Origin of the sequence: Luteimonas panaciterrae (assembly GCF_020511115.1) — a bacterium.
GTDB classification, from domain to species: domain Bacteria; phylum Pseudomonadota; class Gammaproteobacteria; order Xanthomonadales; family Xanthomonadaceae; genus Luteimonas; species Luteimonas panaciterrae.
In genome coordinates, this window is record NZ_JAJAVH010000007.1 from 47,692 (window position 1) to 62,435 (window position 14,744).

The window sequence follows — 14,744 nt, forward strand, 5'->3', positions numbered from 1 at the left end:
ACTACACCGACGATGTCATCGCCGGCCTGAAAGGCAACACCTCCCATGGAATATCGTTTTCTCGGCAATTCCGGCCTGAAAGTACCGGCTCTCGGTTTCGGCGTCGGCACCTTCGGCGGCAAGGGCCCCTTGTTCAGCGCCTGGGGTAATAGCGATGTCAACGATGCGACGCGGCTGATCGATGTCGCGCTCGATGCCGGCGTGAATCTCTTCGACACCGCTGATGTGTATTCCGACGGCGCGTCCGAGGAAATCCTCGGCGCGGCGATCAAGGGCCGGCGCGATCACGTGCTGCTGTCGAGCAAGGTCACGTTGCGTCTTGGCGACGGGCCGAACGATATCGGCGCTTCGCGCCATCACCTGATCACCGCCATCAACAATTCGCTGCGACGTCTCGGCACGGATTATCTCGATCTCTTGCAGCTGCATCACTTCGACGCCAGGACGCCGATCGAGGAAACGCTGTCCGTGCTCGACGATCTGGTCCGCGCGGGCAAGCTGCGCTACGTCGGTGCGTCGAATTTTTCGGGATGGCAGCTGATGAAATCGCTGGCCGCTTCCGAACGTCATGATCGCGCGCGCTATGTCGCCCATCAGGTCTACTACTCGCTGATCGGCCGCGACTACGAATGGGAACTCATGCCGCTGGCGCTCGACCAGGGCGTGGGCGCGGTGGTGTGGAGCCCGCTCGGATGGGGCCGCCTCACCGGCAAGATCCGCCGCGGACAGCCTTGGCCGGAAGGTAGTCGTCTGCACGACACCGCCGCGTTCGCGCCGCCGGTGGACGAGGAGCGCCTGTATCGCGTGGTCGATGCGCTCGATGCGATCGCCGCCGAAACGGGGAAGACCATCCCGCAGATCGCGTTGAATTGGCTGCTGCAACGTCCGAGCGTATCGACCGTGCTGATCGGCGCGCGCAACGAAACACAGCTGCGTGACAATCTCGGTGCCGTCGGCTGGCAATTGAGCGCCGAACAGATCGCCAGGCTCGATGCCGCCAGCGCCGTGACGCCGCCGTATCCCTACTATCCCTACTGGAACGGGATGTTCAGCGAGCGCACTCCACCTCCTGTCGCCTTTCCCGCCACCGCCTCGACATGAACCGATTCGCACGTCGACATTCGATGAGGCATCGAATGTCGACATCGCTCTGTTCCGGAAAGGTGGGATTTTCCCACGCGACATGTGCGTTAGTCTGCGTGACGATCCTGGGCTCCCCTCGCCCTTGTCCGACTGCAAGGTAAAAACATGACTACCGGTACGCTGCACCGCTATTCGGCATTTTCCGACGATCCCACAGGCGGCAATCCCGCGGGCGTCTGGATCGGCGATGCCTTTCCCGACACCGACACCATGCAGCGAATCGCCGCCGACATCGGCTATTCCGAAACCGCCTTCGTCGTTCCCGCTCGCGGCAAGGAGCGCAAGGTTCTCTACTACAGTCCGGAAGCTGAAGTTCCCTTCTGTGGACATGCCACTATCGCCACAGGCGTGGTGCTGGGCACGACGGAAGGCGACGGCGTCTATCGTCTCGCCACCTCGGTAGGCGAAGTACCCGTCTCGGTGCAAATGCAAGGCGAGATTCGCAAGGCGGCGCTCACTTCGATCACGCCCAGGCAGGCCGAAGCTCCGCCCACGCTCGTCGATGCCGCTCTGTCGGCGCTCGGTTGGCGACACGATGATTTGGATGCGTCGATTCCTCCCATCAAGGCTTTCGCCGGTGCATGGCATCTGGTCCTAGCCGTCACCGAACGTGCTCGCCTCGACGATCTGAACTACGACTTCGATCGCCTCAAGCGTCTGATGCTCGCTGAAGATCTGACGACGCTGCAACTGATCTGGCGCGAACGGCAGGGTGTCTTCCATGCACGCAACCCGTTCCCTGTCGGCGGCGTCGTGGAAGATCCCGCGACAGGCGCGGCCGCCGCCGCGCTCGGCGGCTATCTTCGCGATGCGGGGCTGCTGCCGACACCGACTACGATCCTGATCCGCCAGGGAGAAGCCATGGGACGTCCGAGTCGTTTGAATGTGGAAATTCCCGCAAGCGGCGGCATCGTCGTCAGCGGCACCGCCGTGGCGATTCCGACACCGCTCGCATCCCCCAACACCCCGGACACCGTCAAGCCATGAAAGCCGTTGCCCTCACGCGTTACCTGCCGATCGACGATCCGCAGTCCCTGTTCGACGTCGAACTTCCGAAGCCCGAAGCTACCGGACACGATCTGCTGGTGCGCGTGGAAGCGATCTCCGTGAATCCGGTCGACACCAAGGTGCGCTCGCCCAAGCCGCAGGAGGAGAGCGAACCGAAAGTCCTGGGTTACGACGCCGCGGGTGTGGTCGAGGCGGTCGGGCCTCGCGTCACGCTGTTCAAGCCGGGCGATGCGGTGTTCTACGCTGGCGACATCACGCGTCCGGGCAGCAATGCGCAGTACCAGCTCGTCGACGAGCGGATCGTCGGGCTGAAGCCGGAATCCCTCGACTTCGTGCAGGCCGCCGCGATTCCACTCACCGCGATCACGGCGTGGGAACTGTTGTTCCAGCGCCTGCCTTTCAGCATCGACAGCGGCGGATACGAGAAGACGCTGCTGATCATCGGCGGCGCCGGCGGCGTAGGTTCGATCGCGATCCAGTTGGCCAAGCTGGCGAGCTTCACCGTGATCGCCACCGCATCGCGGCCGGAAACGGTGGCGTGGTGCAAGTCGCTGGGCGCCGATCATGTGATCGACCATCGTCAGCCGTTGGCACCGCAGCTGAAAGCATGTGACTTCGAACAGATCGACGCCGCGCTCAATCTTGCCGATACCGACCGCTATTGGGAAACGCTGGGTGAATTGCTGGCGCCGCAAGGCCATGTCGGCCTGATCGTGGAACCGCGCGGCGCGCTCAATATCGGCGGTTCGTACAAGTCGAAATGCATCGGCATCCACTGGGAGACGATGTTCGGGCGCTCACGCTTCCAGACGGATGACATGATCGAACAGCATCGCCTGCTCAATCAGGTCGCCGCACTGATCGATGATGGCCACCTGCGCGGAACGCATACCGAAACACTGGGCACGATCAATGCCGCCAATTTGCGCGAGGCGCATCGGAGGCTGGAATCGGGCACCACGATCGGCAAACTGGTGTTGGCCGGTTGGGGGAGTGAAGGCTTCGCCTCGCTCGCTCTTTTTCGTGCATCCCAAGGCTCGTCATTCCCGCGAAGGCGGGAATGACGAGCGAAAAAAGCGCCTTAGCGACTGGCGGAACGACCACGTCGCGCCGCGATCACTGCGCTGCGTAAATGCCAATCGCGCAGCGCGATCTCCGCGGCAACCTGCCTCGCGCGACCCAACAGCTTCGGCGAAGGCGGCTCGCCCTTGACGGCGATATGCCGCGAATCGCGCCAGGCATGCGCCTCCGGCTTCTGCAACGGGAACAGCACCGCCTCGCGCGTGTAGAGACGCTGATACAACGCCAGCGCCTGACCGCCATCCGCCACCGGCTCCAGCAGATTCCGCCCGGTCGCGAAGTAGCGCTGTCCCGGCAACGCCAGCGACACCAGCGTCGGCACGAGATCGGCATGACCGCAGAAGGCCTGCGAGTCGACAGGCACGGCCGGCTTCAACGCATCCGGCACGCGCAGATACCCGAACACGCGATCCACGTCCGGCACTTCCGCCGGCAGGTCGTAGCGGTAATGCGTGCGCAGGTTGTGATCGCCGGCCGCCGCCAGTATCACGCGCTGCCGCAATGCTCCGCTGTCGAGACGATCGAGGAAGGCACCGAATTGGTCGGCCTGATACTGATAGGTTTCCAGCATCTTTTGCAGTTCGGACTTGTCCTCGTCCGCGCGTGGACCGAGCGCGTTTGGATTCAACGGCAACTTCCGCCGCGGCGTGTCCAGCGAATAAGGCGGATGGTTCGTGGTGGTCAGTACGAATAAGAACAGTCGCTCGCCACGCGCGTCCGCCTGCTCGAGCAGATCCGCGGCGAAATCGAACACGTACTCGTCGTAGATGCCCCACTCCGTACCGCGCGCCTTCGGGAAACGTTGCTGGATGTCGCGTGAGTCGTACACGCGATCGAAACCTTGACGCGAGAACGCCTCGCCGATGCGCCGCCAGCTGGCACCGCCGGCGTAGACGAACGCGGTCTTGTAACCGGCACGCTTGAACGGCAAGGCGGCCGAGGTATCGAACGCGATCGTCGCATTGCGGCCGCGCGTGAGTGGCGTGATCGGCGAACCGAGCAGCAGCGTTTCCAGTTCCGAATGCGTGCCGTTCTGCCCGGTGATGAAATTGCCGAAGCGATAGCCGCGCGCCAGTTGCGGCCGCAACCGCCCCAGAAGATCGTTGCCGGGGCCGTCGGTGTAAAGCAGGTCGTTGCCGAAGGATTCCAGCAGCGCCAGCACCACGTGCGGTGACTCCGCCAGCGATCTGGTCTGCCCTGGCGCGGTCTTGAAAAGCGCCGCGGGCACCTTGGAGGGATCGGTCACCGGCAGCCCCGCCACGGATGCGGCTTCGGCGACGCTCGAGAATCCCAGCTTGTGCAAGCCTTCCTCCGCATCGTCGCCGATCTGCGCTTCCTTGGCGTTGGTGCGGATCGCCTTGTACAGCGCGAGCGGCGCATTGAGCACAAGCTCGTTGACGAACGGGTCCGTCGATACGATCAGGTCCTGCCGTACCAACGGAAAGGTGCCGAAGCTGCCGCGCGCGAGCGCAAGCAGAAGGAATAGCTGCACCACGATCGCGAACGGACGACCGAGACGCGTCGCTCTCGGAATGCGGCGATCCAGCCACGCCGCCATGCGCGGCACGCTCCATGCCAACGCGAACACCAGGATGAGCAGCCCGATCAGTCCCTGCACGACCGGATATTCATCCCAGACAGTGCGCAGGATCGCCAGCGTATCGTCCTCGAACAGGCCGAACACGACCGGATCGAAACGCGTCTTGTAGAAGGCGTAGTAGAAATGCTCGCAGGCCGCCGCGAGCATGAAGATGGCCAGCGTGAACACCAGCAGCCATTCCGCGAAACGCACCGCCAGCATGCGCCGGCGCAACAGCAGCAAAGGGATGCCCAGCAGCAGGATCAGCCAGGCGACGCTGGCACTGGTCGCCAGGTCGTAGCGGACGCCCTGTCCCAGCGCGGGCCAAAGATGCTGCAGCGGCCGCGCATCGCCGGCATAGGCCACCCACAGCCCAACTCGGGCCGCGCTGCCGACCACGACGGCCAAGGCCAGCAACAGCCAGAGTCTGGGCAGGAGCCTCGGCGGGACGGCGGGCGCTGGTGCGGCCTCGACCACCGTACCTTGATGCTTGCTTTGTTGAAGTTGCTCCGATCCGATTTCGTTCACACCGATTTTGCCCACGCGCCCAGTGGCTGCTGCCACAATTATGCCTCCTGCTCTTCCCCAGCAGCCCTTCCCAGCTCATTCGCCAGGCCCGATGGACGCTCTCAGCACGCCCTATCCACACCTGTTCGCTCCGCTCGATCTCGGCTTCACCCAATTGCGCAATCGCGTGCTGATGGGGTCGATGCATACCGGCCTGGAGGATCGCCGCAAGGATTTCCCCAAGCTCGCCGCCTATTTCGCCGAACGTGCCGAAGGCGGCGCGGCGCTGCTGGTCACCGGCGGCTTCGCGCCGAACATCGAAGGCTGGGTGAAGCCCTTCGCCGGCAAGCTGAGCTGGCCCTGGGAGGCGCGCAAGCATCGCCAGGTCACCTCGGCGGTGCATGCGCATGGCGCCAAGATCTGTCTGCAACTGCTGCACGCCGGCCGCTACGCCTACCATCCGTTGCAGGTGGCGCCGACGAGGTTGAAGGCGCCGATCAATCCGTTCACACCGCGCGCGCTGTCCGCTCGCGGTGTCGAACGCACCATTACCGCCTATGCCAACGCGGCGAAACTCGCGCGCGAGGGCGGTTACGACGGCGTCGAGGTGATGGGATCGGAAGGCTATCTGATCAACCAGTTCCTCAGCGCGCGCACCAACCATCGCGACGATGCCTGGGGCGGCACGCCCGAGAAACGCATGCGCTTCGCGATCGAGATCGTGCGCCGCATCCGCGAAGCCTGCGGGCCGGATTTCATCATCATCTATCGTCTGTCGATGCTCGAACTGGTGCCGGAAGGCTCCGACTGGGACGAGATCGTGGCGCAAGCCAAGGCGATCGAAGCCGCGGGCGCGACCATCATCAACACGGGCATCGGCTGGCACGAGGCGCGCGTGCCCACCATCGCCACATCGGTGCCGCGCGCGGCCTTCGCCGGCGTCACCGCGAAGCTGCGTCCGCACGTGGCGCTGCCGCTGGTCGCCACCAACCGCATCAACATGCCGGAAGTGGCCGAATCCGTGCTCGCCACCGGTGGCGCCGACATGGTGTCGATGGCACGGCCGCTATTGGCCGATCCGCAGTGGGTGAACAAGGCGCGCGTCGGCAAGTCCGATGCGATCAACACCTGCATCGCCTGTAACCAGGCCTGCCTCGATCACGTGTTCCAGAACAAGCTGGCGAGCTGCCTGGTGAATCCGCGCGCCTGCATGGAAACCGAGCTCAACTATCCCAAGACCTACGCGCCCAAGCGCATCGCGGTGGTCGGCGCCGGCCCGGCGGGGCTCGCCTGCGCGACCATCGCCGCCGAACGCGGCCATCGCGTGACGCTGTTCGATGCGGCGAGCGAGATCGGCGGGCAGTTCAATCTCGCCAAGACGATCCCCGGCAAGGAAGAATTCCACGAAACGCTGCGCTACTTCCGCCATCGCATCGACGAGACGCGCGTGGATCTGCGCCTGTCGACCGTCGTCACCACGGAAACGCTTTCCGGCTACGACAGCGTCGTGCTGGCGACCGGCGTGACGCCGCGCGCGGTGAATTTCCCCGGACACGATCATTCCAAGGTGGTCAGCTATCTCGACGTGCTGCAGAAGCGCGTCGTGCCCGGCCATCGCGTCGCCATCATCGGCGCCGGCGGCATCGGCTTCGACGTCGCCGAATATCTGGTGCAGAACGCGCCCTCGCCTAGCCTGGATCCGGGCGCGTGGATGCACGAATGGGGCGTCGACGCCAGCTTCGACAGCGCCGGCGGCCTCGCGCGCCCGCGCGTGGAGCCGCCCGAGCGGGAGATCTGGCTGCTGCAGCGCAGCCCCGGCAAGCCCGGTGCCCGGCTAGCCAAGACCACCGGCTGGATCCACCGTTCCACGCTGAAGGCCAAGGGCGTGACGATGCTGGGCGGGGTCGAATACCTCGGCGTCGACGATGCCGGCCTGCGCATCCGCGTCGGCGACACGGAACAGACCCTGCCCGTCGACCACGTGGTGATCTGTGCCGGCCAGGAATCGCGCCGCGATCTGCTGGCCCCGTTGCAGGCCGCCGCCGTCCCGGTTCAGCTGATCGGCGGCGCAGACGTGGCCGCGGAGCTGGATGCCAAGCGCGCGATCGCCCAGGCCTCGCGGGTCGCGGCGGCGCTGTAAGCGCCTGTCGCGAGGATTGCGTCAACGGCTTACAAGCGGATTCAGAACAAAAACTCCAATCGAATCAATCATTTCTGACTAGCGGTTCAGCCCAGGTTGGGAAACCGGAGGCTACCGTGCGCGCACTTTGTTCCGCCAGCGGTTTCCGGTGGAACAGGCTCCACCCGCCCCTTTTGCGGTTTTCGGAGTTAAGCCCGCAGCCACGGCGGCCGCCCAGATGATGCGGCTCGGCTCGCGGACTTCCCAATTCGCCATGCCCGTTTCTCCAGCCCTGATGCCTCCACGGCAGCGGCGGAAGGGAGCGCGGGCGCAACGGAGTAAGGAGTACTCAATGAAACTGGCTTGGATCCTGTGGTTGGCTTCGGTACTGCCGCCACAAGCCGCTGATTCCCTCTGCCTCAGTACCACCGTGTACCTGGAGGCCCGCGACCAGTCCGCCCGCGGCCAGCAGGCGGTGGCCGAGGTCGCCCTGCGCCGCCAGGACAGCGGCCTGTGGGGCAAGTCGATGTGCGAGGTGGTCACCGCGCGCAGCCAATTCGCGCCCTCCCTGGTGCCGGCCGGAACACGGCTGAGCAACATCGAGGCCTGGTCGCAGGCGGTGGGCATCGCCCTCGAGTCCGAACGCAACTGGGCCCTGCCGCCCGGCCAGCGCAAGGAGATCGTGCCCGGCGCCAGCCACTTCATGGCGCACGACATCGCCGCGCCGAGTTGGCGCAATGCCTATCAGGTGGCGACGATTGGGGATCACACCTTTTTGAAGGTGCAGAGCTTGAAGCCGCGGCGCCGCGGCTGATCGCGCGCAAGCAGGCTTTCGTCTTTCGCCTTTGTTCGTCATTCCCGCGCAGGCGGGAATCGCTCCTTACCATCCGTCGCCTGTTGTTTTTTGCAAGACAAAGGCAAGAGCGATTCCCGCCTGCGCGGGAATGACGAGCGAAACCGTCAGCGCTTGTCGATCGGAACGAACTTGCGATCCTCGGGCCCAACGTAATTCGCGCTCGGCCGAATGATCTTGCCGTCGATGCGCTGCTCGATCACATGCGCGCTCCAGCCGCTGGTACGCGCGATCACGAAAAGCGGCGTGAACATCGCCGTCGGCACGCCCATCATGTGATAGCTCACCGCGCTGAACCAGTCGAGGTTCGGGAACATCTTCTTGATGTCCCACATCACTGCTTCCAGACGATCGGCGATGTCGAACATCTTCGTATTCTTCTGCTCGACCGACAGCTCGCGCGACACTTCCTTGATGACCTGATTGCGCGGATCGCTCACCGTGTAGACGGGATGTCCGAAACCGATGATCACTTCCTTGCGCTCCACGCGCGCCTTGATGTCGGCCTCAGCCTCGTCCGGCGTTTCGTAGCGCTTCTGCACTTCGAACGCAACTTCGTTGGCGCCGCCATGCTTGGGGCCGCGCAGCGCGCCGATCGCACCGGTGATGCACGAATGCATGTCGCTGCCGGTGCCCGCGATCACGCGCGCGGTGAACGTGGAGGCGTTGAATTCATGCTCCGCATACAGGATCAGCGAGGTGTGCATCGCGCGCACCCACGACTCGCGCGGCTTCTCGCCGTGCAGAAGATGCAGAAAGTGGCCACCGATGCTGTCGTCGTCGGTATCCACCTCGATGCGCTTGCCGTTGTGGCTGTAGTGATACCAGTACAGCAGCATCGAACCGAGCGAGGCCATCAGCTTGTCGGCGATGTCGCGCGCGCCGGGATGGTTGTGGTCGTCCTTCTCCGGCGAGACGCAACCCAGCACGGAAACGCCGGTGCGCATCACGTCCATCGGATGCGCGGACGGCGGCAGTTGCTCCAGCGCCGTCTTCACCGCCGCGGACACGCCGCGCAGGGATTTCAGCTTGGCCTTGTAGGCGACCAGTTCGGCCACGGTCGGCAGCGAGCCGTGCACGAGCAGATGCGCGATCTCCTCGAACTCGCAGGTGCGCGCGATGTCGAGGATGTCATAGCCGCGGTAATGCAGATCGTTGCCGCTGCGGCCGACGGTGCACAGCGCGGTGTTGCCGGCGGCGGTGCCGCTCAGGGCGACGGATTTCTTCGGCTTGAAACCGGTGCTCGGTGCGTCGGACATTGCATATCTCCGTGAACAGCGAAGGGGGTGGCGCCTCCCTCGGAAGAAGGAAGCAGCCGTAACTGGAGGGCCTGTTATTTCTTGGCGGCGAACAGAGCGTCGAGTCTGCGCTCGTAGTCGTGGTAGCCGATGCGCTCGTAGAGTTCCTCGCGCGTCTGCATCTGGTCGACCACGTTCTTCTGATGGCCGTCGCGACGGATCGCCGTGTAGACGTTCTCCGCGGCCTTGTTCATGGCACGGAATGCCGACAGCGGATACAGCTGGATGGCAACGCCCGCCGAAGCCAGTTCCTCGCGCGTAAATAGCGGCGTCTGGCCGAACTCGGTGATGTTGGCGAGCACCGGCACCTTCACCGTATCGACGAAGCGGCGATAGGTGTCGAGATCGTATGCGGCCTCGGCGAAGATGCCGTCGGCGCCGGCCTCGACGCAGGCGATGGCGCGCTCGATCGCGGCATCCACGCCGTCGACGGCGATGGCGTCGGTGCGCGCGATCAGGAAGAAATCGGCGTCGGTCTTGGCATCGGCGGCCGCCTTGACGCGATCGGCCATTTCACCGGCGGAGACGATCTCCTTGCCGGGACGATGTCCGCAACGCTTGGCGCCGACCTGATCTTCGATATGACAAGCCGCGGCGCCCGCCTTGATCAGCGACTTCACCGTGCGCGCGATGTTGAAGGCGCTCGGCCCGAAGCCGGTGTCGATATCGACCAGCAGCGGCAGCGGGCAGACGTCGGTGATGCGCCGCGTATCGATCAGCACATCCTCGAGCGTGTTGATGCCGAGGTCCGGCATGCCCAGGGAACCGGCCGCGACGCCGCCGCCGGACAGGTAGATCGCGCGGTATCCGGCGCGCTGGGCGAGCAAGGCGTGATTGGCGTTGATGGCGCCGATGACCTGCAGCGGCGATTCTGCGGCAAGCGCGGCGCGGAACCTTGCGCCGGCGGAAGACTGGGACATCTGTGAGCTCCGTACGGATTGACTCGTGACGGCGGCATTTTACCCTGACGCGCCCGTGACGGCCTCGTCGTAGCCGACGATGCTGCGTCCTATCCTGCCTCGGTGCCGGCAACCCGGTGCTCAGCCTCCCGCGTCCGCCCCCCGAGCCAGCGCCTGCTTCACTTCCTCCAGCGCGTTCGGATCGTCCAGCGTGGACAGATCCCCAGGATCGCGCTGTTCCGCCAATGCCTGCAGCGAACGCCGCAGCAGCTTGCCCGAACGCGTTTTCGGCAGCGCGGCCACCACATACACGCGCGCCGGTCGCGCCAACGCGCCCAATTGCCGGCTCACGCAATCGCGCATTTCCTCCGCGGCCGTCGCCGCGATGCCCGCCTGCTTGAGCGTGGCGAACACCACGGGCACCTGCCCCTTCAGTTCGTCGCGCACGCCGATCACCGCGGCTTCGGCGACGTTGGGATGGCTGGAAACGGATTCCTCGATCTCGCGCGTGCCCAGGCGATGGCCGGCCACGTTGATCACGTCGTCGGTGCGGCCGAGGATGAAGGTGTAGCCGTCCTCGTCGCGAATCGCCCAATCGAGCGAGCTGTAGACGAGTTGCTTGAAATGCGAGAAGTAGCTCCGCACGAAGCGGGCGTCGTCGCGCCAGACCGTCGTCATGCAGCCCGGCGGCAACGGCGGCTCGATCACCAGCACGCCTTTCTGGTTCGGCGCGACTTCCTCACCGCTCACCTCATCGATCACGCGCAGGTTGTAGCCGGGCGTCGGCAAGCCCGGCGATCCGAACTTGACCGGCTTGAGTTCCAAACCCGGCATCAATGCAAGCACCGGCCATCCGGTTTCGGTCTGCCAGTAGTTGTCGATGATGGTCTTGCCGATACCGTCGGTGATCCAGTGCGCGGTCGGCTCGTCGAGCGGTTCTCCGGCGAGGAACAGATACTGCAATGACGACAGATCATGCTTCTTCAGCCACGACGCATCCTGCTTCTTCAGCACGCGGATACCGGTCGGCGAGGAGAACATGGTGCGCACGACGTAGCGTTCGCAGATCGACCACCAGATGCCGGGATCAGGCGCCGTGGGCAGACCTTCGTAGAGGATCGAGGTCGCACCCGCGATCAGCGGGCCGTAGACGTTGTAGGAATGACCCACCGCCCAGCCGACGTCGGACGTGGAGAACATCACCTGCCCCGCGCGCACGTCGTAGATCGACCACATCGACAACGCCAATGCCACGGCGTAGCCGCCGACATCGCGCTGCACGCCCTTCGGCTTGCCGGTGGTGCCGGAGGTGTAGAGCAGATAGCTCGGTTCGTTCGATTCGAGCCAGGTGACGTCCACCTGCGCATCGGCGTGTCGTTCTCGCAGCGTTGCGTAATCGACGTCGCGGCCTTCGACTTTCGCGTAATCGGGATCGAGCCCGCGATCGACCATCAGCACACGCGGCGGCGGAAACGATGCTTCCGCGCAAGCCGCATCCACCAGCGGCTTGTACGGAATCACCTTGCCGCCGCGGCTGCCGGCATCGGCCGCGATCAGCAGTTTCGGTTCCGCATCATCGATGCGCAGCGCCAGGTTGTGCGCGGCGAAGCCGCCGAACACCACCGAATGCACCGCACCGATGCGCGCGCAGGCCAGCATCGCGAACACCGCCTCGGCGATGTTCGGCATGTAGATCACCACGCGATCGCCACGGCCGACATCGAGCGACTTCAGCACGGCGGCGAAGATGTTCACTTCGCGATGCAACTGGTGATAGGTGATCTCGCGGGTAAGGCCGGTCTCGGTGGAGATCGCCACCAGCGCGAGCTGATCGCCCCGTGCCGGCAGATGCCGATCGACCGCGTTGTAGCAGAGATTGGTTTCCCCGCCCGCAAACCAGCGCCGGAACGGCGGGTTGTCGTATTCGAGGATCTTGTCCGGCGTTTTGTGCCAGTGGATCGCCTGCGCCTGTTCGGCCCAGAACGCCTCGGGGTCCTCGATGGAGCGGCGATGGAAATCTTCGTAGCGCATGGCGCGTCTCCGGCTCTTTCCCTTCTCCCACCGGGAGTAGGTGGCGCGCAGCGCCGGATGAGGGCGGGAAAATCACTAGCCGGGGAACGATACCGCGAGTGGGATTCCCCCGCCCTCATCCGCCCCTACGGGGCACCTTCTCCCAGAGGAAGAAGGAACAGCAGAGACGAAGACTAAACTGCACGTTCGTATACCCGCGCTACGACCTTGGTCGTACTCAGCCATGCTCCCGCAGGCGCGCGATCACGGGCGCGACCTGGGATTCACGACCGAGCCCTGTCCCGACAGCCAGCAATGCCTGTGTCAGCGCTTCCACGGAATCCGCGCGCAGCGTGGCGTGTCCGACCTTGCGCCCCTGGCGCGGCGATTTGCCGTAATCGTGCCAATGCCCGCCGGCTTCTCGCAACACGGCGCCAGCATCCGGCATCTCCCCGATCCAGTTGAGCATGCAGGCATGCCCGCGCATGCGCGTGGAGCCGATCGGCAATCCGAGCACGGCGCGCAGATGGTTCTGGAACTGCGAAGTCTCCGCGCCCTCGATGGTCCAATGACCAGAGTTGTGCACGCGTGGCGCCAATTCGTTCGCGAGCAATTGGCCCTCCCGGCAAAACAGTTCGAGCGCGAACACGCCGACGTAATCCAATGCTTCCGCCAGCGCACGCGCGTGGCCGAACGCCTGCGCAGCGAGCGCCTCGCCCGCACGCGCGGGCGCGAGACTGGCGGAGAGCACACCGTCGACGTGCCAGTTCTCGGTCAGCGGCCAGGCCAGGAATTCGCCGGCGCGGCTGCGCACCGCCACCACGCTCAATTCACGCTCGAAGGGAATGAACGCCTCGACGATCAATCCCACCGTCTGCGCCTGCGCGCCCAGCGCTTCCCATGCGGCATCGATGTCGGCGGCGGTCTTGATGCGGAACTGGCCCTTGCCGTCGTATCCCAGGCGCCGCGTCTTGAGAATGCACGGGGCGCCGATGCGAGCCACTTCGGCGTCGAGCTGCGCGCGCGTATCCACCGCCGCGAATTCGCCCACCGGAATGCCCAGGCTGCGGAACAGCGTCTTCTCGACCAACCGGTCCTGCGCCGCCGCCAACGCATGCGGATTGGGGAAGACCGGCACGCGCTCGGCCAGCCAGCGCGCGCTTTCGGCGGGCACGTTCTCGAAATCGAAGGTCGCCACGTCGACGGCGGCGGCGAACTCGGCCAGCGCCTTCTCGTCACGATAATCGCCTACCAGCAGCGGCGCGAACTGCCCCGCGCAGGCATCCGGCTCGGTATCCATCGCCAGGAAGCGCAATCCCAGCGGCGCGCCGGAAAGGGCCAGCATGCGGGCCAGTTGCCCGCCGCCGAGGATGCCGACCGTGGTCATTTGCGCGGATCGTCGTTATTGGCGACGTCGTCGGTCTGTTTGCGGCGATACGCCGCGAGCGCTTCACCGATCGCAGGATGATCCGCCGCCAGCAGCGCCGCGGCGAACAGGGCCGCGTTGGCCGCGCCGGCCTGGCCGATGGCGAAGGTGGCGACCGGAATGCCGGCCGGCATCTGCACGATCGACAGCAGCGAATCCAGCCCGTTCAGCGCCTTCGACTGCACCGGCACGCCCAGCACCGGCACGGCGGTCTTGGCGGCCAGCATGCCCGGCAGATGCGCGGCGCCACCGGCGCCGGCGACGATCGCCCGCAAGCCACGCGATTGCGCGCTGGCGGCGTATTCGAACAGGACATCCGGCGTCCGATGCGCCGAAACCACGCGCGCCTCGAACGGGACGCCCAGCGTCTCCAGCATCTGCGCGGCGTGCTGCATCGTCTCCCAGTCGGAGCGCGAGCCCATGACGAGGCCGACGAGCGGCGCGGCGGCGTTGAGGGCAGCAGTGGGCTGGTCCGGCATTGGTCGTCCCCAGTCGCAAAGACGTATTCTACCGGCCCCACGATGTAGATGGCTGTATCAATACCCCCATGGATCGCAAACTGCTCGACATCCTCGTCTGCCCGGCCACCCGCCAGTCGCTGTCCCTGCTCGACAAGGCCGGCCTGGACGCGCTCAACCGCACGATCGACGGCGGCGGCATCAAGCGGGCCGACGACAGCCTGCAGTCCGAAGCGCTGCGTGAAGCCCTGGTGACGCGCGATCGCAAGCTCGTCTACCGCATCGACGACGGCATTCCGGTGCTGCTGGCCGAAGAAGGCATCGCGACCGCGCAGGTCTCCGACTTCCCGAAGGCATGACCCAG

11 protein-coding genes and 1 pseudogene are annotated in these 14,744 nt (G+C 65.2%); 6 read left to right on the top strand and 6 right to left on the bottom strand.

What is annotated here, in order from left to right; all coding sequences use genetic code 11:
* Positions 1–45 precede the first annotated feature (45 nt).
* From LG367_RS08330 to LG367_RS08340, 3 genes and pseudogenes are all read left to right on the top strand, one after another.
* Entirely contained in the window at positions 46–1,101 is a 1,056-nt protein-coding gene (locus tag LG367_RS08330) for an aldo/keto reductase (protein WP_226468784.1), read from the top strand.
* Between the two features lie 147 nt (positions 1,102–1,248).
* Entirely contained in the window at positions 1,249–2,130 is an 882-nt protein-coding gene (locus LG367_RS08335; protein WP_226468785.1) for a PhzF family phenazine biosynthesis protein, read from the top strand.
* Positions 2,127–3,140: pseudogene (locus LG367_RS08340) on the top strand (zinc-binding alcohol dehydrogenase family protein); the annotation flags it as partial. The gene LG367_RS08335 and the pseudogene LG367_RS08340, both read left to right, overlap by 4 nt.
* 92 nt (positions 3,141–3,232) lie before the next feature.
* On the opposite strand, the gene LG367_RS08345 reads toward LG367_RS08340, so the two are convergent.
* On the bottom strand, positions 3,233–5,338 hold the full coding sequence (locus tag LG367_RS08345) for an LTA synthase family protein (RefSeq protein WP_226468786.1): 2,106 nt from the start codon (positions 5,336–5,338) through the stop codon (positions 3,233–3,235).
* Between the two features lie 91 nt (positions 5,339–5,429).
* Here LG367_RS08345 and LG367_RS08350 point away from each other — a divergent pair, with 91 nt between their 5' ends.
* A complete protein-coding gene (locus LG367_RS08350; RefSeq protein ID WP_226468787.1) occupies positions 5,430–7,457 on the top strand; it encodes an NADPH-dependent 2,4-dienoyl-CoA reductase in 2,028 nt (675 codons plus the stop codon).
* 331 nt (positions 7,458–7,788) lie between these two features.
* Positions 7,789–8,250, top strand: a complete 462-nt coding sequence (locus tag LG367_RS08355; protein ID WP_226468788.1) for a cell wall hydrolase — start codon at positions 7,789–7,791, stop codon at positions 8,248–8,250.
* A gap of 146 nt (positions 8,251–8,396) precedes the next feature.
* Here the strand turns inward: LG367_RS08355 and prpC are convergent, their stop codons facing one another.
* The 5 genes from prpC to purE form a co-directional block, all read right to left on the bottom strand.
* Positions 8,397–9,548 (bottom strand): bifunctional 2-methylcitrate synthase/citrate synthase, encoded by a 1,152-nt coding sequence (gene prpC / locus LG367_RS08360; protein WP_226468789.1) that lies wholly within the window; start codon positions 9,546–9,548, stop codon positions 8,397–8,399.
* A gap of 74 nt (positions 9,549–9,622) precedes the next feature.
* Positions 9,623–10,507, bottom strand: a complete 885-nt coding sequence (gene prpB / locus LG367_RS08365) for a methylisocitrate lyase (protein ID WP_226468790.1) — start codon at positions 10,505–10,507, stop codon at positions 9,623–9,625.
* A 120-nt stretch (positions 10,508–10,627) separates the two neighbouring features.
* Positions 10,628–12,517 (bottom strand): propionate--CoA ligase, encoded by a 1,890-nt coding sequence (prpE, locus tag LG367_RS08370; RefSeq protein WP_226468791.1) that lies wholly within the window; start codon positions 12,515–12,517, stop codon positions 10,628–10,630.
* Positions 12,518–12,734: 217 nt separating this feature from the next.
* Positions 12,735–13,883 carry a 5-(carboxyamino)imidazole ribonucleotide synthase gene (locus LG367_RS08375; RefSeq protein WP_226468792.1) on the bottom strand — a complete coding sequence of 383 codons (1,149 nt, stop codon included), beginning with the start codon at positions 13,881–13,883 and terminating at the stop codon, positions 12,735–12,737.
* Positions 13,880–14,401 (bottom strand): 5-(carboxyamino)imidazole ribonucleotide mutase, encoded by a 522-nt coding sequence (gene purE, locus LG367_RS08380; protein ID WP_226468793.1) that lies wholly within the window; start codon positions 14,399–14,401, stop codon positions 13,880–13,882. Before purE ends, LG367_RS08375 begins: the two co-directional genes overlap by 4 nt.
* Positions 14,402–14,469: 68 nt before the next feature.
* Between purE and LG367_RS08385 the strand changes: the two genes are divergently transcribed.
* Entirely contained in the window at positions 14,470–14,739 is a 270-nt protein-coding gene (locus LG367_RS08385; protein WP_226468794.1) for a Trm112 family protein, read from the top strand.
* The last annotated feature ends 5 nt before the right edge of the window (positions 14,740–14,744 follow it).

Coding starts and splice junctions, on each gene's coding strand:
- LG367_RS08335 (WP_226468785.1), top strand. CDS start 1,249: ATGACTACCGGTACGCTGCACCGCTATTCGGCATTTTCCGACGATCCC.
- prpB (WP_226468790.1), bottom strand. CDS start 10,507: ATGTCCCAGTCTTCCGCCGGCGCAAGGTTCCGCGCCGCGCTTGCCGCA.
- prpE (WP_226468791.1), bottom strand. CDS start 12,517: ATGCGCTACGAAGATTTCCATCGCCGCTCCATCGAGGACCCCGAGGCG.
- LG367_RS08350 (WP_226468787.1), top strand. CDS start 5,430: ATGGACGCTCTCAGCACGCCCTATCCACACCTGTTCGCTCCGCTCGAT.
- purE (WP_226468793.1), bottom strand. CDS start 14,401: ATGCCGGACCAGCCCACTGCTGCCCTCAACGCCGCCGCGCCGCTCGTC.
- LG367_RS08355 (WP_226468788.1), top strand. CDS start 7,789: ATGAAACTGGCTTGGATCCTGTGGTTGGCTTCGGTACTGCCGCCACAA.
- prpC (WP_226468789.1), bottom strand. CDS start 9,548: ATGTCCGACGCACCGAGCACCGGTTTCAAGCCGAAGAAATCCGTCGCC.
- LG367_RS08330 (WP_226468784.1), top strand. CDS start 46: ATGGAATATCGTTTTCTCGGCAATTCCGGCCTGAAAGTACCGGCTCTC.
- LG367_RS08375 (WP_226468792.1), bottom strand. CDS start 13,883: ATGACCACGGTCGGCATCCTCGGCGGCGGGCAACTGGCCCGCATGCTG.
- LG367_RS08385 (WP_226468794.1), top strand. CDS start 14,470: ATGGATCGCAAACTGCTCGACATCCTCGTCTGCCCGGCCACCCGCCAG.